19 protein-coding genes are annotated in these 20560 nt (G+C 63.3%); 12 read left to right on the top strand and 7 right to left on the bottom strand.

From position 1 onward, the window contains the following. Positions 1-40: 40 nt before the first annotated feature. From RS897_RS42100 to RS897_RS42090, 3 genes are all read left to right on the top strand, one after another. Positions 41-1702: an electron transfer flavoprotein-ubiquinone oxidoreductase gene (locus tag RS897_RS42100; protein WP_315834556.1), complete on the top strand. Its 1662-nt coding sequence runs from the start codon at positions 41-43 to the stop codon at positions 1700-1702. A 306-nt stretch (positions 1703-2008) separates the two neighbouring features. After that, entirely contained in the window at positions 2009-3808 is a 1800-nt protein-coding gene (locus tag RS897_RS42095; protein ID WP_315834555.1) for a tetratricopeptide repeat protein, read from the top strand. A gap of 238 nt (positions 3809-4046) precedes the next feature. Beyond that, positions 4047-4931: a 4-(cytidine 5'-diphospho)-2-C-methyl-D-erythritol kinase gene (locus RS897_RS42090; RefSeq protein ID WP_315834554.1), complete on the top strand. Its 885-nt coding sequence runs from the start codon at positions 4047-4049 to the stop codon at positions 4929-4931. A gap of 103 nt (positions 4932-5034) precedes the next feature. On the opposite strand, the gene RS897_RS42085 is transcribed toward RS897_RS42090, so the two are convergent. Both RS897_RS42085 and RS897_RS42080 read right to left on the bottom strand, forming a co-directional pair. Then, complete coding sequence (locus tag RS897_RS42085) at positions 5035-6198, bottom strand: AAA family ATPase (protein WP_315834553.1); 1164 nt, start codon at positions 6196-6198, stop codon at positions 5035-5037. A gap of 81 nt (positions 6199-6279) precedes the next feature. Continuing rightward, positions 6280-7290, bottom strand: a complete 1011-nt coding sequence (locus RS897_RS42080) for a polyprenyl synthetase family protein (protein WP_315834552.1) — start codon at positions 7288-7290, stop codon at positions 6280-6282. Between the two features lie 270 nt (positions 7291-7560). Here RS897_RS42080 and RS897_RS42075 point away from each other — a divergent pair, with 270 nt between their 5' ends. Both RS897_RS42075 and RS897_RS42070 read left to right on the top strand, forming a co-directional pair. After that, positions 7561-7788 carry a putative signal transducing protein gene (locus RS897_RS42075; RefSeq protein ID WP_315834551.1) on the top strand — a complete coding sequence of 76 codons (228 nt, stop codon included), beginning with the start codon at positions 7561-7563 and terminating at the stop codon, positions 7786-7788. Beyond that, positions 7781-8545, top strand: coding sequence for a tRNA1(Val) (adenine(37)-N6)-methyltransferase (locus RS897_RS42070; RefSeq protein ID WP_315834550.1), 765 nt, complete (start codon positions 7781-7783; stop codon positions 8543-8545). Before RS897_RS42075 ends, RS897_RS42070 begins: the two co-directional genes overlap by 8 nt. 313 nt (positions 8546-8858) lie before the next feature. On the opposite strand, the gene RS897_RS42065 is transcribed toward RS897_RS42070, so the two are convergent. Next, entirely contained in the window at positions 8859-11399 is a 2541-nt protein-coding gene (locus RS897_RS42065; RefSeq protein ID WP_315834549.1) for an autotransporter outer membrane beta-barrel domain-containing protein, read from the bottom strand. A 482-nt stretch (positions 11400-11881) separates the two neighbouring features. Between RS897_RS42065 and RS897_RS42060 the strand changes: the two genes are divergently transcribed. Beyond that, a complete protein-coding gene (locus tag RS897_RS42060; protein ID WP_315838923.1) occupies positions 11882-12712 on the top strand; it encodes a S49 family peptidase in 831 nt (276 codons plus the stop codon). Between the two features lie 305 nt (positions 12713-13017). Beyond that, positions 13018-13224 (top strand): hypothetical protein, encoded by a 207-nt coding sequence (locus tag RS897_RS42055; protein ID WP_315834548.1) that lies wholly within the window; start codon positions 13018-13020, stop codon positions 13222-13224. A gap of 125 nt (positions 13225-13349) precedes the next feature. Here the strand turns inward: RS897_RS42055 and RS897_RS42050 are convergent, their stop codons facing one another. Together RS897_RS42050 and RS897_RS42045 are read right to left on the bottom strand one after the other, a co-directional pair. Continuing rightward, positions 13350-13484, bottom strand: a complete 135-nt coding sequence (locus RS897_RS42050; RefSeq protein ID WP_315834547.1) for a hypothetical protein — start codon at positions 13482-13484, stop codon at positions 13350-13352. A gap of 188 nt (positions 13485-13672) precedes the next feature. Beyond that, a complete protein-coding gene (locus RS897_RS42045) occupies positions 13673-13918 on the bottom strand; it encodes a hypothetical protein (RefSeq protein WP_315834546.1) in 246 nt (81 codons plus the stop codon). 347 nt (positions 13919-14265) lie between these two features. On the opposite strand from RS897_RS42045, the gene RS897_RS42040 reads away from it, so the two are divergent. The 4 genes from RS897_RS42040 (at position 14266) to RS897_RS42025 (ending at position 19345) form a co-directional block, all read left to right on the top strand. Then, positions 14266-15195 (top strand): glycine--tRNA ligase subunit alpha, encoded by a 930-nt coding sequence (locus RS897_RS42040; RefSeq protein ID WP_315834545.1) that lies wholly within the window; start codon positions 14266-14268, stop codon positions 15193-15195. Between the two features lie 4 nt (positions 15196-15199). After that, the gene (gene glyS / locus RS897_RS42035; RefSeq protein ID WP_315834544.1) at positions 15200-17302 is read left to right on the top strand and encodes a glycine--tRNA ligase subunit beta; all 2103 of its coding nucleotides are present in this window, start codon (positions 15200-15202) and stop codon (positions 17300-17302) included. Positions 17303-17522: 220 nt separating this feature from the next. Further along, entirely contained in the window at positions 17523-18113 is a 591-nt protein-coding gene (locus RS897_RS42030; RefSeq protein WP_315834543.1) for a class I SAM-dependent methyltransferase, read from the top strand. 140 nt (positions 18114-18253) lie between these two features. Further along, the gene (locus tag RS897_RS42025; RefSeq protein WP_315834542.1) at positions 18254-19345 is read left to right on the top strand and encodes a hypothetical protein; all 1092 of its coding nucleotides are present in this window, start codon (positions 18254-18256) and stop codon (positions 19343-19345) included. Positions 19346-19547: 202 nt separating this feature from the next. Here RS897_RS42025 and RS897_RS42020 read toward each other — a convergent pair whose 3' ends face one another. Together RS897_RS42020 and RS897_RS42015 are read right to left on the bottom strand one after the other, a co-directional pair. Further along, positions 19548-19913, bottom strand: coding sequence for a DUF1236 domain-containing protein (locus tag RS897_RS42020; protein ID WP_315834541.1), 366 nt, complete (start codon positions 19911-19913; stop codon positions 19548-19550). 76 nt (positions 19914-19989) lie between these two features. Beyond that, on the bottom strand, positions 19990-20214 hold the full coding sequence (locus RS897_RS42015) for a hypothetical protein (RefSeq protein ID WP_315834540.1): 225 nt from the start codon (positions 20212-20214) through the stop codon (positions 19990-19992). A 107-nt stretch (positions 20215-20321) separates the two neighbouring features. Between RS897_RS42015 and RS897_RS42010 the strand changes: the two genes are divergently transcribed. Beyond that, positions 20322-20477: a DUF3096 domain-containing protein gene (locus RS897_RS42010; protein WP_315834539.1), complete on the top strand. Its 156-nt coding sequence runs from the start codon at positions 20322-20324 to the stop codon at positions 20475-20477. Positions 20478-20560 lie beyond the last annotated feature (83 nt).

Raw genomic sequence — 20560 nt, 5'->3', positions numbered from 1 at the left:
AGGGTTAGAAACGTTCTTATTGGGCATTTGAGACCGCATCATGAGCACCGAGCCGTTGCCGCCGCGCGATTCCATGGAGTTCGACGTCGTGATCGTCGGCGCTGGGCCGTCGGGCCTGTCCGCCGCGATCCGCCTCAAGCAGCTCAATGCCGATCTCACCATCGTGGTGGTGGAAAAGGGGTCCGAAGTCGGCGCGCACATCCTCTCCGGTGCGGTGGTCGATCCGGCCGGTCTCGACAAACTGGTGCCGGACTGGCGTGACGATCCGGACTGTCCGCTGAAGACGCAGGTCAAGGACGACCATTTCTACTGGGCGACATCGAGCCTGGCGATCCGCCTGCCGAACTTCATCACGCCGCCGCTGATGCACAATCATCACTGCTATATCGGCTCGCTCGGCAATGTCTGCCGCTGGCTCGCAACCAAGGCCGAGGCGCTTGGCGTGGAAATCTATCCGGGCTTCGCGGCCACCGAAGTGATCTACGGTGAGCACGGCGAAGTCCGCGGCATCGCAACCGGTGACATGGGCATCGGCCGCGACGGTGAGCCCAAGGCCTCGTTCACCCGTGGCATGGAACTGCTCGGTAAATACACGCTGTTCGCCGAGGGCGCGCGCGGCAGCCTGTCGAAGCAATTGATCGCCAAGTTCGCGCTCGATGCCAAGAGCGAACCACCGAAGTTCGGCATTGGCCTCAAGGAAGTCTGGCAGATCGATCCGGCCAAGCACAACAAGGGCCTGATCCAGCATGCGTTCGGCTGGCCGCTCGGCAATTCCACCGGTGGCGGCTCTTTCCTCTACCACTACGACGACAACCTGGTTGCGGTCGGCTTCGTCGTTCACCTGAACTACAACGATCCGTATCTGTCACCGTTCGATGAATTCCAGCGTTTCAAGACCCACCCCAAAATTCGCGACGTGTTCGAGGGTGGCAAGCGTATCGCCTATGGCGCCCGCGCCATCACCGAGGGCGGCTATCAGTCGGTGCCGCGGCTGTCGTTCGCCGGCGGCGCGCTGATTGGTTGCTCAGCAGGCTTCGTCAACGTGCCCCGCATCAAGGGCATCCACAACGCCATGGGCACGGGCATGCTGGCGGCGGAACATGTCGCCGCGGCGCTCGCGGCCGGCCGCGCCAACGACGAACTGTCGGAATACGAGAACGCCTGGCGCGGATCGGCGGTGGGCAAGGATCTGTTCAAGGTCCGCAACGTCAAGCCGCTGTGGTCGAAGTTCGGCACCATCATCGGCGTTGGCCTTGGCGGCTTCGACATGTGGATGAACACGCTGTTCGGCTTCTCGCTGTTCGGCACCCTCGGTCATGCCAAGCCCGATCGTGCCGCGCTCGATCCGGCCAAGACCCATGCGCCGATCGCGCCGCCCAAGGCGGATGGCAAGCTGACCTTCGACAAGCTGTCATCGGTCTTCCTGTCCAACACCAACCATGAGGAGGATCAGCCTGTTCACCTCAAGGTGGCGGACATGGCCCTGCAGAAGACATCGGAACACGATGTGTTCGCGGGACCCTCCAACCGGTATTGCCCGGCCGGGGTCTATGAGTGGGTGGAGGAGGGCGCCGAGCCCCGATTCGTGATCAACGCCCAGAATTGCGTCCACTGCAAAACCTGCGACGCCAAGGACCCCAACGGCAACATTACCTGGGTTCCGCCGGAAGGCGGCGGCGGGCCGAATTATCAGGCCATGTAGGGCCAATCCCACCCGATCACGGGAGTGTGGGGCAAAGTGCCACGATCCCGCCATACTGCGGCGTGTCATATCCTTGCGATTGCGAGGCAAAAAGGCCATTGTCGCGTCGTCGCGCCGCTGAACCCCGCGGCCGCGGAATTCTGTCCTGAATGGCTTGTTCTGAGAATGGCTTGACCCGATGGCGTTTGCCGAGACACGTCCCTGGAACGCGACCGTCCGCCAAACGTGTCCGAAGCTGCCGATCAGACTTTGAAACAGAATTCTTGAAACAGATTTCTTGAACCCGTTGGAGCCAGGCAAGCCGTGATGATGTCCATTCGTTTCAACCGGCTGGCGATTGCTGCCGTTGCCGCTGTATCGCTGGCGATCCCCGTCGCCCAGGCGCAGACCCCCGACAAGCCGACCGAGACGTCCAAATCGGATGCGGCGAAGTCCGGACCTGCGTTCCCGACCAGCCGCGACCTGTCCTCGATGACCACCTCCGGCAGCTATCTGGCCGCCCGCCATGCCAGTGTGGAGCGGGATGCGGCGTCGGCCGCGGCGTTCTACCGCTCGGCGCTGCGCTCCGACCCGAAGAACAACGAACTGCTCGATCGCGCCTTCATCTCGTCGCTGGCCGAAGGCGATATCGAGGAGGCGGTCAAGCTCGCCGACCGGATCCTCACCATCGACAAGAACAACCGCGTCGCCCGGCTCGTGGTTGGCGTGCGGGAATTGAAGCTGAAGCATTACGCTGCCGCCCAGCAGAACATCAATCAGTCGATCCGCGGACCGATCACCGATCTGGTCGCGGCCCTGCTGTCGGGCTGGGCGCAGTACGGCGCCGGCAATGCCCAGGCCGCGGTGACCAGCATCGACAAGCTGCAGGGACCGGAGTGGTATCCGCTGTTCAAGGACTTCCATACTGGAATGATCCTGGATCTCGCCAACAAGCCGAAGGACGCCGGCGTCCGCCTCGAGCGCGCCTATAAGCTCGACGATTCGGCACTGCGTGTCGCGGAAGCCTATGCGCACTGGCTGTCGCGCGCCAAGGATCCGACTGCTGCGGCCGCGATCTACGAGAATTTCGACAAGAAGCTTGCGCGCCATCCGCTGGTGCTCGAGGGCCTGAAGGACACCAAGGCCGGCAAGAAGCTGGCGCCGCTGGCGGAAACGCCGCAGGCCGGTGCCGCGGAAGCGCTCTACGGCATCGGCGCTTCGCTGACCCGCCGCGGCGGCGAGGATCTCGCGCTGGTCTATCTGCAGCTCGCGCTTTATCTCGAGCCGAAGCATGCGCTGGCGCTGCTGTCGCTCGCCGATCTCTATGAGTCGGTGAAGAAGCCGCAGATGGCCATCAAGGTGTATGAGCGGGTGCCGGCCAACTCGGCGCTGAAGCGCAATGCCCAGATCCAGCTCGCCACCGATCTCGACGCGGCCGATCGCAGCGACGAAGCCATCAAGATCCTCAAGGACACCACCGCGCAGGATCCGAAGGATATCGAAGCGATCATGGCGCTCGGCAATATCGAGCGCTCGCGCAAGAAGTTCGCGGATTGCGCCACCACCTATACGCAGGGCATCGACGCCAGCACCGACAAGCCGAACTGGGTGTTCTTCTATTTCCGCGGCATCTGCGAGGAACGCTCCAAGCAGTGGGCCAAGGCCGAGGTCGATCTCAAGAAGGCGCTGGAGATGCAGCCCGACCAGGCTCATGTGCTGAACTATCTCGGCTACTCCTGGATCGACCAGGGCATCAATCTCGACGAGGCGATGAAGATGATCCGCCGCGCCGTCGAGCAGCGTCCGGATGACGGCTATATCGTCGACTCGCTGGGCTGGGCCTATTACCGCATCGGCAATTACGAGGATGCGGTGAAGAACCTCGAGCGCGCCGTCGATCTGAAGCCGGAAGACCCGACCATCAACGATCATCTCGGCGACGCCTACTGGCGGTTCGGCCGCAAGCTGGAAGCCAATTTCCAGTGGGCGCACGCCCGCGACCTGAAGCCGGATCCGGACGACCTGCCGAAGATCGAAGCCAAGATCAAGGATGGCCTGCCCGACGAGCCGGCGCCGGCAGCGGCCGCCAACGACAACAAGGACAAGAAGACCGACAAGGGCGGCTAGAGCGTTTTCAAGCGAAGTGGATACCGGTTCGCATTAAGAAAACGCGTCAAAATAAAATGCCGGAGCCCCCGTTCCGATTCTATCGGAATGGGGCTCTAGCGGCCTTTGCCGGCCCGGTATGGCTGGCAACCATTCCGCAAGCTGGTTCCCCTTGCCCCGGAAATGCTCTAGAGCAACCTCGGTTCTGATCGAACAGAACCGAGGATTTCTTTTTGGTCTGGACTGGGAACCGCTTGCGATGACGCCGCTGGCAGAAACTGCGCGTGCAAAGGTCAATCTGACGCTCCGGGTGCTGGGGCGCCGCCCCGATGGCTATCATGAGCTCGAAAGCGTGGTGGCGTTCGCCGGTGCGGCTGACAGCCTGACGCTTGAGCCCGGTCCCGAAGCGCAACTGACCGTTACCGGGCCGCGTGCCGCCGAATGCGGCGATGTCGGCGATAATCTGGTGTTCCGTGCTGCACGTGCGCTCGGCGAAAAGATTCAGGGCCTGCGCGCGGGACATTTCACCCTCGACAAGCATCTGCCGGCCGCCGCCGGTATCGGTGGCGGGTCGGCCGACGCTGCCGCAGCGCTGCGGCTCTTGGCCGCCAGCAACAACATCGCTTTCGACGACGTGCGCCTGCTCGACGTGGCACGCGCCACCGGCGCCGATATCCCGGTCTGCGTGGGTTCGCGCGCCTGCATCATGACCGGGGTCGGTGAAACCCTCACCCCGCTCAATTTGCCGCCGCTGCCCTGCGTGTTGGTCAATCCGCGCGTTCCGGTGCCGACCCGCGAGGTGTTCGCGGAACTGGGATTGAAGCCCGGCCAGCTGCGAACCGGGCTTTCGGAAGTGCTGGAAGCGATCGCCTGGCCGGCCGCCGATGCGTCGGTCGAGGCCTGGCTGGATGTCCTCGCCGGCGGCACCAACGATCTCGAAGCGCCTGCGATCCGTATTCAGCCGGTGATCGAGGACGTGCTGGCGGCGCTGCGGGCCACCGACGGCGTCCGCTTCGCGCGGATGTCCGGTTCGGGCGCCACCTGTTTTGCGATCTTCAACAGCCACGCCGAGGCTGTGCAAGCCGCCGAGGCGATCCGCGCCCAGCATCCGGACTGGTGGGTCGAGGCCAGCATTCTCAGCTGAGCTTCCATGTGAATTCAGTAGCCCGGATGAGCGAAGCGACATCCGGGGTGGGGTGCCCAGATTTCCCCGGATATCGCTTCGCTCATCCGGGCTACAGAGATCTTTATCGCGGCGGCCATTCCCAGCGCGCCTGCTGCAGCAGATCACCTTGCGCGAGCCTGGTTTCGCCGAAATCCTTGTCGAGCTCCAGCGAGGCGGCGTCGCCGCTCTTCAGCAGCAGGTTGACCAGCTTGGCGCTGTGCGACACCACGATCACCTGCGAGCGGGCCGCCGCGGCCGCGATCAGCCGGGCGAGCGCCGGAATCAGATCGGGATGGAGGCTGGTTTCCGGTTCGTTGAGCACCAGCAGCTCCGGTGGCCGCGGCGTGAGCAGGGCGGCAACCAGCAGCAAATAGCGCAGGGTGCCATCTGAAAGCTCCGCGGGTTTCAGTGGACGTAGCAATCCTTGCTGGCGCATCGCCACTTCGAACCAGCCATCATTATTCAGGATATCGAGCACGGAGCCGGGAAACGCGTCGTCAATGGCGTCGTCGAGCTCCCGTCGGCTTCCGAGTTCTCGAATGGTCTGCAGCGCGGCGGCTAGATCCGCACCGTCGTCGGACAGCACCGGTGTGTAGGTTCCGACCTGCGGCATCCGGCAGGGCGACTGCCGATCGGTTCTGAAATGATCGTAGAATCGCCAGGCTCTGATGCGCTCCCGGACTGTGATCATCTCCGGTGCGGTGCGTGGATCGGCAAACGCGTGCATCATGCTTTCGAAATTCGACAGCGTGATGCCGGCGACTTTGTCCCAGTTGCCGTCGTCATTAGCCGCCAGCAGCGCCGGCCCGCGCCGATCGACCAGCAATGTTCCTCGGCGGAACACCGGACCCGCCCAAATGCATTCGCGCTTGATTTCAGGATCGAGCTCGAACGCCGCGCCGCCCGACGGATAACCGAGGTCTATCGCATAGCTGAGATCGTCGGCGCCATACCCCAGGCGCAGCTGTGCCGGGTTCTTTCGGACCGTGCCTTGAACGGGATATTTGCCTGAGCGCATGTCGCGCGAGATTTTTTCCGGGCCCGCCCAGAACGTGGATTGCACGCCGCCTTCGCGCGCCAGCGAACCGACAAGTTCGCCCCGGGCCGTCTCGGCGAGCAGACGCAGTCCGCGATAGAGGCTCGACTTGCCGCTGCCGTTCGGCCCGGTGACGACGTTGAGCTGGCTGAGCGGGATGGCGAGATTGCGGATTGAGCGGTAGTTCGAAATGGCGAGTGTCTTCAGCATGACCTTCGACCCCGGTGCAATCTGTTTCGCGCACGCGCTCCGTCAGCTACGCAAACATTTCATGAAAAAAGTTGAAGAGGATCAGTGCGAGCGTGCCAGGCAGAAGGCGACCACTTGCTCCAGCGCCGTCTTCATCGGCGATGTCGGGAATAGCGCGAGCGCGTCGACCGCCATGGCGCCGTAGTGATGAGCGCGGTTGAGGGTGTCTTCCAGCGCGCGGTGCTTGGACATCAGGCCGATGGCGTGATCGAGATCGCCGTCCTCGATTTCACCGCGCTCCAGCGTGCGGATCCAGAATGCGCGCTCGACGTCGTTGCCGCGGCGGAACGCCAGCACCACCGGCAGCGTGATCTTGCCTTCGCGGAAGTCGTCGCCGACATTCTTGCCCAGCTTGGCGGCCTTGCCGCCGTAGTCCAGCAGGTCGTCGACCAGCTGGAAAGCGATGCCGAGATTCATGCCGACCGAGCGGCAGGCGGTCTGCTCCGGCTTCGGCCGGTTGGCGATCACCGGTCCCACCTCGCAGGCGGCGGCGAACAGCTCCGCAGTCTTGCCGCGGATCACGGCGAGATATTCGTCTTCGGTGGTGGCGGTGTTCTTTGCCGCGGCGAGTTGGGCCACTTCGCCCTCGGCGATGGTTGCGGCCGCCGCCGACAGAATATCCAGCGCGCGCAACGAGCCGACTTCCACCATCATGCGGAACGCCTGGCCCAGCAGGAAGTCGCCCACCAGCACGCTGGCTTCGTTGCCCCACACCATGCGGGCGGAGAGCTTGCCGCGGCGCAGCTCGCTCTCGTCCACCACGTCGTCGTGCAGCAGCGTCGCCGTGTGCATGAATTCCACCGCGGCGGCGAGCTTGATGTGGCCGTCGCCGGAATAACCGGCGAGCTGCGCCATCGCCAGCGTCAGCATCGGACGCAGCCGCTTGCCGCCCGACGAAATCAGGTGATTGGCGACCTCCGGGATCATGGTGACTTCCGAACCGGTCCGCGACAGGATGGTGCTGTTGACGCGCGCCATGTCGGAGGCGACAAGGCCAACCAGTTCGTCGATCGACGCCGTCGAGGGGGACTCGAAAGGAACAATCACCGCCACGCAAGATCTCCAAAAATCTTGTTTCAAATGCCAGACCAGTGCGGTGGATTTGACGTTCGCACGACGTTGCCGCGAGTCCTCGTTGCGAACGTCAAATCCAGCAGCCGCACTGGCATTTTATTACGCCAGTGTCCCTTTGATTCTAACGTTCGTATAAGCAGTCGCTGCAATGGTATACGAACGTTAGAACCGGGACACTGCAACCTGCCGCATAGCGGCGAGGGCGTCAAATCGCAAGGCCCTTCAGTGTCATATAGGAGCGACGAGCGCGTGCGGGAGCTGTTGCGAACAAACGATATTGTGCTGGTTTCGGCCGTCGAGGCCCTGCTGGACGGGGCCGATATCGGGCATCTGGTGCTGGACCAGAACATGAGCATTATCGAGGGTTCGCTGGGGGTGCTGCCGCGGCGGCTGCTGGTGGGGAATGACGATTTTGCGGCCGCGCGCCAGCTTTTGAGCGAGGCCGGGCTCGCGCACGAGCTGCGGCTCGATGACTGACATCGAACCCATCACGGAGGATGGGTTTCTCGGCGGCCGGCTCCGGCTGCGCCAGCCCAAACGCGGCCACCGCGCCGGCCATGACGCGATCCTGCTGGCGGCGGCCACGGCCGTGAAGGCCGGCGATCGGGTGGTCGATTTCGGCGCGGGGGTCGGTGCGGCAGGGCTCGCGGTGGCATGCCGCGTGCCCGGTGTCGCGCTCGCGCTGGTTGAAATCGATCCTGCGCTCGCCGCGCTGGCCCGCCACAATGCCGCCACGAATGGGGTCGGGGCCAAGATCGTTGTCCTGGATGTCGCCTCAAGCGCTGCGAATTTCGCCGCTGCCGGATTGCCTCCCGACAGTGCCGATGCGGTGCTGACGAATCCGCCGTTCAACGATGCGGGCCGCCACCGCGCTTCGCCGGATGCCGCGCGCAGCCTGGCGCATCAGGCTGAAACCGGCACGCTCACGGCCTGGATGCTCGCGGCTCGCCGGGTGCTGAAGCCCGGTGGCCGGCTCACCCTGATCTGGCGCGCGGAGGCGCTGGCCGAGGTGCTGGCGGCGCTGGACAAGGGGTTCGGCAGCCTGACGGTTTTGCCGGTGCATCCGGATCCGATGTCGGCAGCGATCAGGATTATTGTTGGTGCCGTGAAGGGCGGGCGGGCGCCTCTGAGGCTTGGCCCGGCTCTGCTGCTCAATGATGACCAGGGAGTAGCACCGGCGGCAGTTCAAGCGGTGTTGCGCGGGGAGAGGGCGCTGCCTCTGAGCCAAAGCTGAGGCTTCAAGCCTGATTATTGCGCGAAGGTTTTTTGCCGCGGCATGGTCTTCGACCGGGCGTCCGGCAGCGACGTCAGCCGGATCGCGGTCAGAAGCGTGCCCATCAGCATCAGCAGCAAATAGATTTTCATCGCCGTACCTTAAGTCGCCGCATGCGCGCGGCTCCAATCAAGTTGGGCGGCGGTCCGATCACAAAATCGGTATCCGTTCTGTGAACCCACGCGCTCAACACTCCCGATCAGGAAGCGTTCCCGCGGTTAATGAACGGTTACTTGACGGCAAAATTAAATTTTTATGTATCGTTTGATTGCCGTCACCACGCGAGGCGCAGTGCGCCGGAGCCGGAATACCGGCTGCTGGAGCCGGACAGTTCGCTGGAGAAATTGGCCTGCAGCGTCGTCGAGCTGTTGAGTGCCAGTTGCAGGCCGGCATCGAGCTGAACCGCGTCCGAGGCCACGCGCGGACCGAACACGGTGAAGTTCGGCCCGGGTATCGCCAGGAAACTCGCATCCTGGCTGCGGTCCGGCCGGAACTCGTGCACCCACGCCGCGCGGAGCACTGGGGTCAGCAGGCGCCCTGCACCGAGATCGAAGCTGGTGTCGAACTGCACGCCGAGGAAGCTCGGCAGCGACGTGACCGTCACTGGCGCGTAGGCGAGGCCGAGCATCCCCGGCAGCCCGGTTCCGACCACCACACTGCTTTCCGTACGGGCGCGCTGCCACAACGTCGCAGGCTGGATCGCGGCGAAGGGCGTGACGTTCAGGCCTTCGAAGGCATAGGGCCGTGCGATTTCGACACGGCCGCCAATCAAATTGCTGGTGAAGCTGGCGCGGGCCTGTTCGGTGGCGCCGATGCCGGAAATGAAGCGCGAGGTGCTGTTGTCGAACACGGCGCCATTGAGTGCCGCGGTGACGCGGAATGTGTTCCAGTCGCGGCGCGCGAACAGGCCGGCCTGGAATGCGTCGATGTCGCCGGTGGTGGCGCGCGGCGCCGACGAGAATGAGAACCGCCCGCCGCTCAGTGCGCCGCCGACCAGCAATTGCGGATCGACCCGATAACTCAGACTGGCGATACCGGCGCCGCCGCTCTGCACCTGGTTGGCGCTGCCGACATCCGCGTTGCCCTTGGTCGTGAGACTGCCGCCGAAGCCGCCGGCCGAGAACCGCCAGCGCGTGGGATCGTCGGTTTCCGGCGCCTTGACCAGGGCCTTGAAGGCAGGGTGCTCGCGCCGCTGTGGCGCAAAGCCGAGCGGGCCTGAACTGGTGCCGGGTGCGGCAAAACCCCACGAGGTCTCGCCCATCATCGCCTTCACGAACAGTGTGGTGGCGAGGAACGAGGTGTTCTGGGTGGCGATGGTGCCTTCGCCGGAGAGCTGGTCGAGCACGGCGACCGAATTGGTGGCGAACAGAAGGTTTGTGTAGAACGTCGCAAGCCCGCCGGTCAGTGCCGTGGAGTAGCCCTGCTCGAGCGCCGTACCCACCGCCCGCTGGTTCTGCGTTTCGCCCGGCACCGCGCCGAACGCCTGCCGGGTCAGCACCAGGTCGACCGCGTTGATGCCGCTGCCGATCAGCGGATTGTTGACGTAGTTGGCGGTGATCGAGAAGAACGGCGAGGCGGAGTTCACCACCACCTTGTCGAAGGTGGTGCCGTTGAGGTCGCCGCCGATGCAGCCGCAATTGTAGACCACGCTGTAGTAGGTGGTGACCTTGTCGTAGAGCCCCGGCTGCAGCACCGCGCGCAGGGTGCCGCCGAGATGCGGATCGGCCGAGCCGAGGCCGTCACTCTGACCGTCGCGGTTGACACGCAGTTCCAGGGTGCCGCCGGCGGTCTGGGTGAACGTGCTGTCGATGAAATGCCAGGTCAACGGCGCGAAGAACGGATCCGTCAGTTTGTCGAGCGGCGTGTTCGGATTGGTGATGGTGATCGTGCCGTTATTGATCAGCGCGGTGTCCGGAACGATGCCGGAGACACTGATCGTGCCGTCCAGCTTGCCGTTGTTGGTAATGGTGAGGGGACCCAGAAATCCTCCGGCGACAACGCTCGAACCGAGCGCGCCCGCCTGGATCGTGCCGTTGTTGATCAGGCTGCCGCTGCCCTGAAGGAAGACGCCGGCGGCGTTGTCACCGGCTGTGATCAGGCCATTGTTGGTGATCGCCATGTCCCCTGACGCCGCCACGGCCGCAACGGGAGGGAAGCCTCCGCCGCTGCTGTTACCGACACTGATGGTGCCGTTGTTGAGGACGGTCGCTGTGCCCTGGAGCAGCAGGCCAATGCCATCGTTGCCAGCCTGAATCTTGTTGTTGTTGACGATGCTGCCGCCGTTCAACGTGGCAAGCGCAATACCGACGCCGGTCTCGCCGGCAACGATCTGGCCGTTGTTCACGACGTTGCCGCGGTCGCCAAGTGCGATGCCGGCGCTACCGACTCCAACGTTGATCGAACCGTTGTTGGTCACCGTGCCGCGACTGTTGAGCAGAATGCCTGCAAACCCGTCGCCAGCCTCGATGGTGCCGTTGTTGACGATCGTGTTGCGATCCTGACCGAAGATTGCGAGCCCGCCGCTGGTGATGGTGCCGTTGTTGGTGACCGTATTGCGATTGCCCATCGTGATGCCAACGCTGGTCGCGGCATCTCCGATCGTGCCGTTGTTGACGATGGTGTTGCGGTTGGTGACGCTGATGCCGCCGACAAAACCGGTCACGCTGCCATCGTTGGTGATGACGTTGCGATAGGTCAGGTCGATGCCGAACAGGGCCACGTACGGCACGATCGTGGCGCCGGAGTTCACCGTGACGGTGACATGATTTTCCGCGCCGGTGCCGACGCCGTCAGTGTCCGCGTCGCTGCACGTCACCGCGTCGCCGCTGCTGGCCGGTGTGGGCGCGCATGCGGCAAAAGCTGAAGAAGGAGAGAATCCGACCGCCAGCGCGAAAATGACGCCACCGAATGCAATGACACCTGCCCGGCATTGCGCCGGCAAGACATCCCGTAATATCACTTGGCTACCCCCCGGCGAAAATAACGCCGTACCAACTCACCCTCGGCGAAAATGCGCCGTCGTTTTCCCCAGTCGCTTCATTTCCCAGAAGCTTCATTCCCCAAGGGAACCCTAGTGAGATCATGGGGTGGTGACAAGAAGGGCAGGCGTGACTATCTCCTGGCTGATGCGGGAGAGAGACACCGCCTAAAGACTGCGGCATGTTGGCTTTCACGCCCTGCCGGACATTGCTGCATAAGGACCAGGACGTGAGCCATATAGACCCACACCCGGAGCCCGGCGTCGCCGGTTTTGCCCGACATCTCATTCAGCGCAGTCGCCGGCTGCTGCCCGCCCGCATGCGGGGCGACGCCCCCGTCGTTCCGGTGGTGCGCCTCAGCGGCGTGATCGGTGCGGTGACACCGTTGCGGCCGGGCCTGAGCCTGGCCGGTGTTGCGCGCACGCTGGAGCGCGCGTTCGGCACCAAGAACGCCAAGGCGGTGGCGCTGGTGGTGAATTCCCCCGGCGGCTCGCCGGTGCAGTCGCGTCAGATTTTTCTGCGCATCCGTCAACTCGCGACGGAGAAAAAACTCCCGGTGCTGGTGTTCGTCGAGGATGTCGCGGCGTCCGGCGGCTACATGATCGCCTGTGCCGGCGACGAGATCTTTGTCGATCCCTCGTCGATCCTGGGATCGATCGGTGTGGTCGGCGGCTCTTTCGGCTTCGAGGGCCTGATCAAGAAGATCGGCGTCGAACGCAGGCTCTATACCGCGGGTGAGCACAAGGCGACGCTCGATCCGTTCCTGCCGGAAAATCCCGAGGACGTGGAGCGTCTGAAGGCGATCCAGCGCGAGATCCACCAGGTCTTCATCGCGCTGGTGAAGGGCGCCCGTGGCAGCCGGCTGAAGGGCGCCGACGACTACCTGTTCACCGGCGAATACTGGGCCGGCGGTCGTGCGGTGGAGCTCGGGCTGGTCGATGCGCTCGGCGACCTGCGCACCACACTGCGCGCCCGATTCGGCGACAAGGTGGTGACCCCGGTGATCGCGCCCGCCAGTGGGCCACTGGCGGGTCTGCTGGGGCGACGGTCGGCGGGCGCGGGAGCGCTGCTGGGCGGCGCGAGCGACCTCCCGGAGGGGCTGATTTCGGCGCTGGAGGCGCGGGCGGTCTGGGCGCGCTTCGGGTTCTAGAGCGTTTTCGAGCGAAGTGGATACCGGTTCGCGTGAAGAAAACGCGTCAAAACAAAAAGCTAGAGCCTCTGTTGTGATTCAACCAGAACGGAAAAGGCTCTAGGCTTTTCGTTCACGATCGCGTTGGTTTGATCGGGTGACGATCCGGCCCGCATCGAGAAAGTGCATCAAAATAAGCGAGTTGGGGCCGCATGCCGCTGTCATCGACACGCGGCGTGCCATCCCTGCGGCAAGGTGTCCGCTCATTTGCCACAATCGGGACACGCGGATTCAAGACAGTTCAGGCCTCGAATGAGGATTGAACCATGCCGCCGCTGATTCTGGTGATTGTGGGTGCTCTTGGTGGAACTGCGCTCGTGCGTTGGGGCCTGCGGGAAGCCCGCCGGATCAATGACGAACTGGAACGGGCGCGCACCGCCCGCATGGCTGAAGCCCGGGTCGAGCCGATCCCGCGGCTGCGCCGCGATCCGGTGACCGGCGCCTATTGGCCGGAAAACAGGCCCTCAACCTAGGCTGTCGCAGCAAACGGTCGCGCCAAAAAAACTTGCGCCGGTCCTGAGGTGGGGCACCACCTGCAAAACCGGCGAGCAAGCTTGGAGCGGGAAATCTGGAGATTCGTGAAATCAGGACGGGCGCCTTAGCGGCGGACGTCGTGGCGATTCTGCGACGCGCGAACGGTGGCGCGGACGCGGTGATCGCGGATCTTGGCGTTCATGACGGCGATCAGCGACAGCGTCATCACCACCGCGGCGACCATGTTGAAAATCATCATCTCAAAGCCCTGCCCTGTGCGCGATTGTTGTGTGTTCGTCACCGTTTGACCGCCGCCGGTTCAAACCATTCGGTGGTCAAGGGTGATTTTTTGCTCGGCTTTGGACAGTTTGGGACAAGGTTCCTAATAAAGCGCAACCGCGGAAGCGGCCGTTCTCATCACGGTTAAGGCGGCCTCGCGGTTCAGCGTTAAGAGACCTTTTCACGCTCGACTTGTTCACGCTTGACTTGAGTCCCCTTGATTTGGGCTCGGTTCACGTCGGCACGCTTCACTTGAACCTGTAACTGGGCTTGTTGCGGCTGGGGTTCCTGCATGTGGGTGTGCTGCAGGGCGCGGCTGCGCCGGCGCTGCTGGCGGTCGGCATGGATAAAAGGAATGGCCGCGATCAGGGTCGCGACCACGACGAGAATCGTCGTGGCGGTGGCAAAAAGCATATGGTCTCCTGAACTCTCGTTGCCGAGAGACCGCCGTCACGGTGGATTTTGAGGGAATTTCTCTGGTGTGCTGAACGCGAAGTTCCTGTGACTATGCGGCTGGCTCTTTCAGGAACTTCGCGTTCATAAAGCACACTAGAATCATAAGCTTGCTCGTGTCCTTTTCGAATTCGAAGTTCGTTCAAGGGTGCGGCGAATGATGCGAACTTCGAATTCGGGACACGAGCTCCCGGGCTTATTACGCTGAACGGCGGTATTGGTTTCCTGTTTCGCCGCCTTGATTCCCGTTATCCCCATCGATACGGTCCCGCGCTCTTGTTCACAGTGAGCCAATCCTTAAGACGATCATGGAATCCCTGCCCGACCACATGCGGCCTGAACGCTCCTTTCAGGGCCTGATCCTGACCCTGCAACGGTTCTGGGCCGATTACGGCTGCGTCATCCTGCAGCCCTACGACATGGAAGTCGGCGCGGGGACCTTCCATCCGGCGACCACGCTGCGTGCGCTGGGCCCGAAACCCTGGAACGCGGCCTATGTGCAGCCGTCGCGGCGGCCGAAAGACGGCCGTTACGGCGAAAATCCCAACCGCATGCAGCATTATTACCAGTTCCAGGTGATCCTGAAGCCGTCGCCGCCGGACATCCAGGACCTGTACCTGAAATCGCTGGCCGCCATCGGCGTCGACTCCGCGCTGCACGACATCCGTTTTGTCGAGGACGACTGGGAAAGCCCGACACTCGGCGCGTGGGGGCTGGGCTGGGAGTGCTGGTGCGATGGCATGGAAGTCTCACAGTTCACCTACTTCCAGCAGGTCGCGGGCGTCGAATGCTCGCCGGTGGCGGGCGAGCTCACTTATGGCCTCGAGCGGCTTGCGATGTATGTGCAGGGCGTCGATCGCGTCTACGATCTCAACTTCAATGGCCGCACCGGCAACGACAAGGTGACCTATGGCGATGTGTTCCTGCAGGCCGAGCAGGAATACTCCCGGCATAATTTCGAACACTCCGACACCACGATGCTGTTCGAGCAGTTCAAGATGGCCGAGAGCGCCTGCCGCAAATATCTCGAAGCGGGATGGCAGGATGGCAAGAAGGAGCGTCATCTGATGGCGCTGCCGGCCTATGACCAGTGCATCAAGGCGAGCCATGTGTTCAACCTGCTCGACGCACGCGGGGTGATCTCGGTCACCGAGCGGCAGAGCTATATCCTGCGGGTCCGTGAACTCGCGAAAGCCTGCGGCCAGGCCTGGATCGCCACCGAAGCGGGCGGAGCGTAACGTCATGCCCGATCTTCTGCTTGAACTGTTCTCCGAAGAGATTCCCGCGCGCATGCAAGCGAAGGCGGCGGATGACCTGCGCCGTCTGGTCACCGAAAAGCTGGTCGCCGAGGGCCTGGTCTATGAGGGCGCCAAGGCGTTCGTGACGCCGCGGCGGCTTGCGCTCACGGTGCACGGCGTGCCCGCGCGCCAGCCCGACCTGAAGGAAGAGCGCAAGGGCCCGCGCGTCGGCGGTGCCGATGCCGCCGTGCAGGGCTTTCTCAAAGCCACCGGTCTCACTTCGCTGGACCAGGCCACGATCCAGCGCGATCCCAAGAAAGGCGATTTCTACGTCGCGCTGATCGAGAAGCCGGGCCGCGCCGCGATCGACGTGATCGCGGAATTCCTGCCGGCCATCGTGCGCACATTCCCCTGGCCGAAGCAGATGCGCTGGGGCGAACGCTCGGCCAAGCCGGGCGCGCTGACCTGGGTGCGCCCGCTGCATTCGATCATCGCCACCTTCGGGCCGGAAACCGAGGATCCGGATGTCGTGAAGCTCGACATCGCCGGCATCGAAGCGGGCCAGATCACCTTTGGCCATCGTTTCCTGGCGCCGGGACCGATCAGCGTGCGCCGTTTCGAGGATTATGAGGCGAAGCTGCACGCCGCCAAGGTCGTGCTCGACCCGCAGCGCCGCAAGGACATCATCCTCGCGGACGCCAAGGAATTGGCGTTCGCGCAGGGCTTTGAACTGGTCGAGGACCAGGCGCTGCTCGACGAGGTTGCCGGTCTGGTCGAATGGCCGGTGGTGTTGATGGGATCGTTCGATCCTTCCTTCCTCGCAATCCCGGGCGAAGTGATCCGCGCCACCATTCGCAACAACCAGAAGTGCTTCGTGGTCAACGACCCGAAGACCGGCAAGCTGGCACCGAAGTTCATTCTTGTCTCGAACATCGAGGCCAGCGATGGCGGCAAGGCCATCGTTGCCGGCAACGAGCGGGTGATCCGCGCGCGGCTGTCGGATGCGAAATTCTTCTACGAGACCGATCGCAAGACAAAGCTGGAAGACCGGCTGCCGAAGTTCGAGCAGATCGTGTTCCATGAGAAGCTCGGCACCCAAGCCGAGCGCATCGCGCGGATCGAGCGCCTTGCCGCCGAGATTGCGCCGCTGGTCGGCGCCGATCTCGCGAAGGTCAAACGCGCGGCGAAACTCGCCAAGGCAGATCTGCCGACCGAGGTGGTCGGTGAATTCCCCGAAGTCCAGGGCCTGATGGGCAAGTATTATGCACTCGATCAGGGCGAGGACGCGAGCGTCGCCGCCGCGATCGAGGAGCACTACAAGCCGCAGGGTCCGAACGATCGTGTGCCGAGCGATCCGGTGTCGGTCGCGGTGGCGCTGGCCGACAAGCTTGATACGCTGGTCGGCTTCTGGGCGATCGATGAGAAGCCGACCGGAAGCAAGGACCCGTATGCGCTGCGGCGCGCAGCCTTGGGCGTAATCCGGCTGCTGGTCGAAAACACCTTGCGGTTGCCGTTGCTCGGAGTTGCAAAATCATCTGTGGCCGGACTGGCAAAGATCGACGCCGATGCGGCCAAGCTGTCCGATGATCTGCTGGCCTTCTTCGCCGACCGCCTGAAGGTGCAACTGCGCGAGCAGGGCGCGCGCCATGACCTCGTCGACGCGGTGTTTGCGCTGGGTGGCCAGGACGACCTCCTGATGGTGGTGCGCCGGGTCGAGGCGCTGGGCAAGTTCCTCGACACCGACGACGGCAAGAATCTGCTTGCCGGCGCCAAGCGCGCGGCCAACATCCTGCGCATCGAAGAAAAGAAGGACGGCCGGACATTCGACGGCGCGCCGGAGTCCGCGCTCTACGCCCTCGATGAGGAAAAGACGCTCGCCAAGGCGATTGATCAGGTCAAGGCCGAGGCCGGCGCTGCGGTCGCCAAGGAAGACTTCGCCGCCGCCATGGGCGCGATGGCCAAGCTGCGGCCGGCGGTGGATGCGTTCTTCGACAAGGTCAAAGTCAATGACGACGATCCGAAGGTGCGCGAGAACCGCCTGAAGCTCCTGAACGAAATCCGCGCGGCGACCCGCGCGGTGGCGGATTTCTCGAAGATCCAGGATTGACGTTCGAGAAAGCCGACGCGTTTCTGCATATGATGCGTCATTGCCGGACTTGATCCGGCAATCCAGCTTTCTTCCGAAGAGTCGAAGTGTGAATTGAGCCCCTAAGCTGGATACGCGGGTCAAGCCCGCGTATGACTCTGTGGGAAAGGGGCGCCTCGACAATTCAACGTCGTGCTTGCGCCTGTCGTGGGATGGCGTGGGAGCAATTCGGAGCCGGTTTATGGACCGCACAACTCTCTCCGCCTACGACACCGCCGCAGCAGCCTTTGCCCAGGACTGGCACGACCAGCCGCCGCCGAGTGATCTGCATGCCATCGTTGACAGCTTTTTCGTCCAAGGCACCGTTGCCGATATCGGCTGCGGCTCGGGCCGCGAGGTGGCGTGGCTCGCCGCCAACGGTTTTCCCGCGCAGGGCTTCGACGCATCCGACGGACTGCTGGCGGAAGCGCGGCGGCGCTATCCGCAGTTGTCGTTCCGCCATGCCGAATTGCCTGATATGGACGGCATCGCGCCGGCGAGCTTCGACAACGTGCTGTGCGAGACGGTGATCATGCATCTGGAGCACGCGGCAATTGCGCCGTCGGTGCGGCGGCTGCTCGACATCGCCAAGCCCGGCGGCGTGCTGTATCTGAGCTGGCGGGTGACGCCGGATGCCGATCTGCGCGACAAGCAGGGCCGACTTTATGCGGCGTTCGATGCCGGCCTGGTGCGTGCCGAGCTTGCCGTCGCGCAATCGCTCCTCGACGAGCAGGTGGTCAGTGCCTCGTCCGGGAAGACCATCCATCGCATGGTTGTCCGAAAGGCCGGCTGATCGCCAAAAATTCTGGCAACATTCAGCAACATTTACACATTCTTAACCATGATCCGCGATGGTCGCAGCGGATCAACGCTTTGTTAAGACATTGGTCTGACGCGCCCCCTGCGTCCCTCGCGCAAATGCAAGGACCGCCGATGACATCGGTCTCCACCGGCTATAATCCTTACGCCCAGTACGGGTCGGCTTATGCGAAGGCGGCAGCGATGCCGTCGCTGGCGACCACGCTCGCCGCCGACGACGGCAGCATCGGCAATGTCAATGCCGCCACCAATCTCACCTTGTCGGATGCCGCGCGGGCGCAGCTTGCCAGCACCGCCGCGCTGCCCGATTTCTCCACCGTCACCGATGCCGCGCGCAAGACCCTCGACCAGCTCTATGCGGCGGCCAAGGTGACGGCGCCGATCGTTGACGGCAAGCAGACCATCGATCTGGCGTCGCTGGACCGCCGTTCGCTGTTTGCCATCGCGACCAACGGCGCCGGCAAGTTCACCCCGGACGAGCAGGCGGTCGCAAACACGGAATTGAAGAAGCGGTTCGATGCGGCCCTGGCGCCGTCCATTGCGACCACGCGCCTGACCGGCGACTACGGCGTCAGCTACAAGACCGCGCTGGATTATCTCGACGCCGCGAGTCCCGAGGAAAAAGCCACCGCGACCTGGGCGGCCCAGCGCGCCGCGGTGCTCAAGGGATATCAGGCCACGCAGCAGGATTCGACCAAGCGTCCTGCCGGCATCGCCGGCGATCCGGTTGCGCCCTTGCTCACGGATCTGCCCGGCAAGACACCGGCGGCTGTCAGGGATTTCGGCAGTGTCGCGAGTGACGTGCGGGCGTATCTGGACAAGCAGAAAAGCGATGCCGCAGCGAACCACAAGGAACTGGTTTACGACCCGCAACGCAAAATGGGTCAGCTCGCCGATCTCGCCTCGCTCGACAACCGCTCGCTGTCGGCGATCACGCTCAATCAGGGTGGCCAGTTCTCCGGCGAGGAAATCTTCGCAGCGAAAAGAGAACTCAGCGCCCGCACCCGTGCCGCGGTGCTCGACGCGCTGAAGCAGAGCCAGTCTTCGGGTGACCCGCGCCAGCTCAGCCTCGGCATCCTCAAGAGTTATTCCGGCATGAGTGCGGAAGAGCGGCTGGCCACCAACTGGACGCCCCAGTTCCAGGAACTCGCGGTGAAGAATTACAAGTCGACGTCGTCGATCCTGTCGATGCTGCAGGGAAATTGACAAGGCAATTGACGCCGACGGAATAACGTCTCCGAAAAGAGGAAGTCCCGCCCCCGAGGGAAGGGGGCGGGACCTCTGGCGTCGACAGGGAAGCGACGGGCGGGGGGACAACCGCGCGCTTGATCCTGAACGCCAACCTCACATCGCTGGTGACGTTAACGTCCGCTGACGGCGTTCGTTTCGATCACGCTACACGATGACATCACTCGATCACCTGCATCACGCGCCGCGTTCGCGGATCGACCAGGATGCTGCGATCATTGACCACCGTGTAGCGATATGTCGTCGAGCCGAACTGCTGCGGCACGTCGTAGTAGGTTACGCCGGCCTCGGGCAGCACGGTGCCCACCGCAACCGGTGCATCGACCGTGTAGGACGGCACCTGTTCCTGGACGACATATTGCCGGAAGCGCGGCCGCTGCGTTTCAGTGATGATACCGCCGCCGACGGGCACGCCGGCCATGCCGGTTGTCGTGCCCTCTTCGACGATCACGCGCTGCTGGGCTTGCGCACTGATCGGCAGTGCGGCAGCTGTAAGCACGGCAAGAACGAGAATTTTATGACGCATGTCTGGTCTCCAAGCTGATTTCGCAACGATGACGCAACCGACGCGTACCGAGAACAGCCCAACCAATTCAGCGCAGCTATCGATGTTCCTGACGCTTCCGTGAATTCATTGCGTCTTTTTCTTGCAGCAGGAACCAAATGGCGTCGTGCGCGTCTGTTCCTGCCGCTACAGACAGCAGCAGGGGGCCGATGACGGCATCTGCAAAATCATCATCAAAATCGTCACACCGGTATGTCGGATTCGTAACGGATTTTGGCGTGCCGGTGTCGGTATTTGCATCGGTGCCGGGATCGCCGTCCATGCCGAGAACTCGCCGATCTGAGAGCCCGAGCACTGGAGCGGCCTTCGCGCGGCGGATAACATCCGCCGCGATTCGTCAGCCATCAATCATTCCCGCCGGAGATTCCAATGCACCTGACCAGCGCTCATATTCCAGCCATCGTCGCCCTGATTGCGGGCATCCTCATCCTGGTGATGCCACGGCTGCTCAATTTCATCGTTGCCATCTATCTGATCTTCATCGGATTGGTCGGTCTCGGCGTTCTGCGCGCGCTTCACCTCTAAAAAGTGCAAAAAACGGTCAAAACGCAGACCATACTGAAGTCTCAAAGCAGACCATACTGACGTCCTGATGGCGCCGGCACGGC

Source organism: Bradyrhizobium prioriisuperbiae (assembly GCF_032397745.1).
Lineage (GTDB): Bacteria > Pseudomonadota > Alphaproteobacteria > Rhizobiales > Xanthobacteraceae > Bradyrhizobium_A > Bradyrhizobium_A prioriisuperbiae.
The sequence above is the reverse complement of the archived record's forward strand: the minus strand, read 5'-3'. Positions and strand labels throughout refer to the sequence as shown.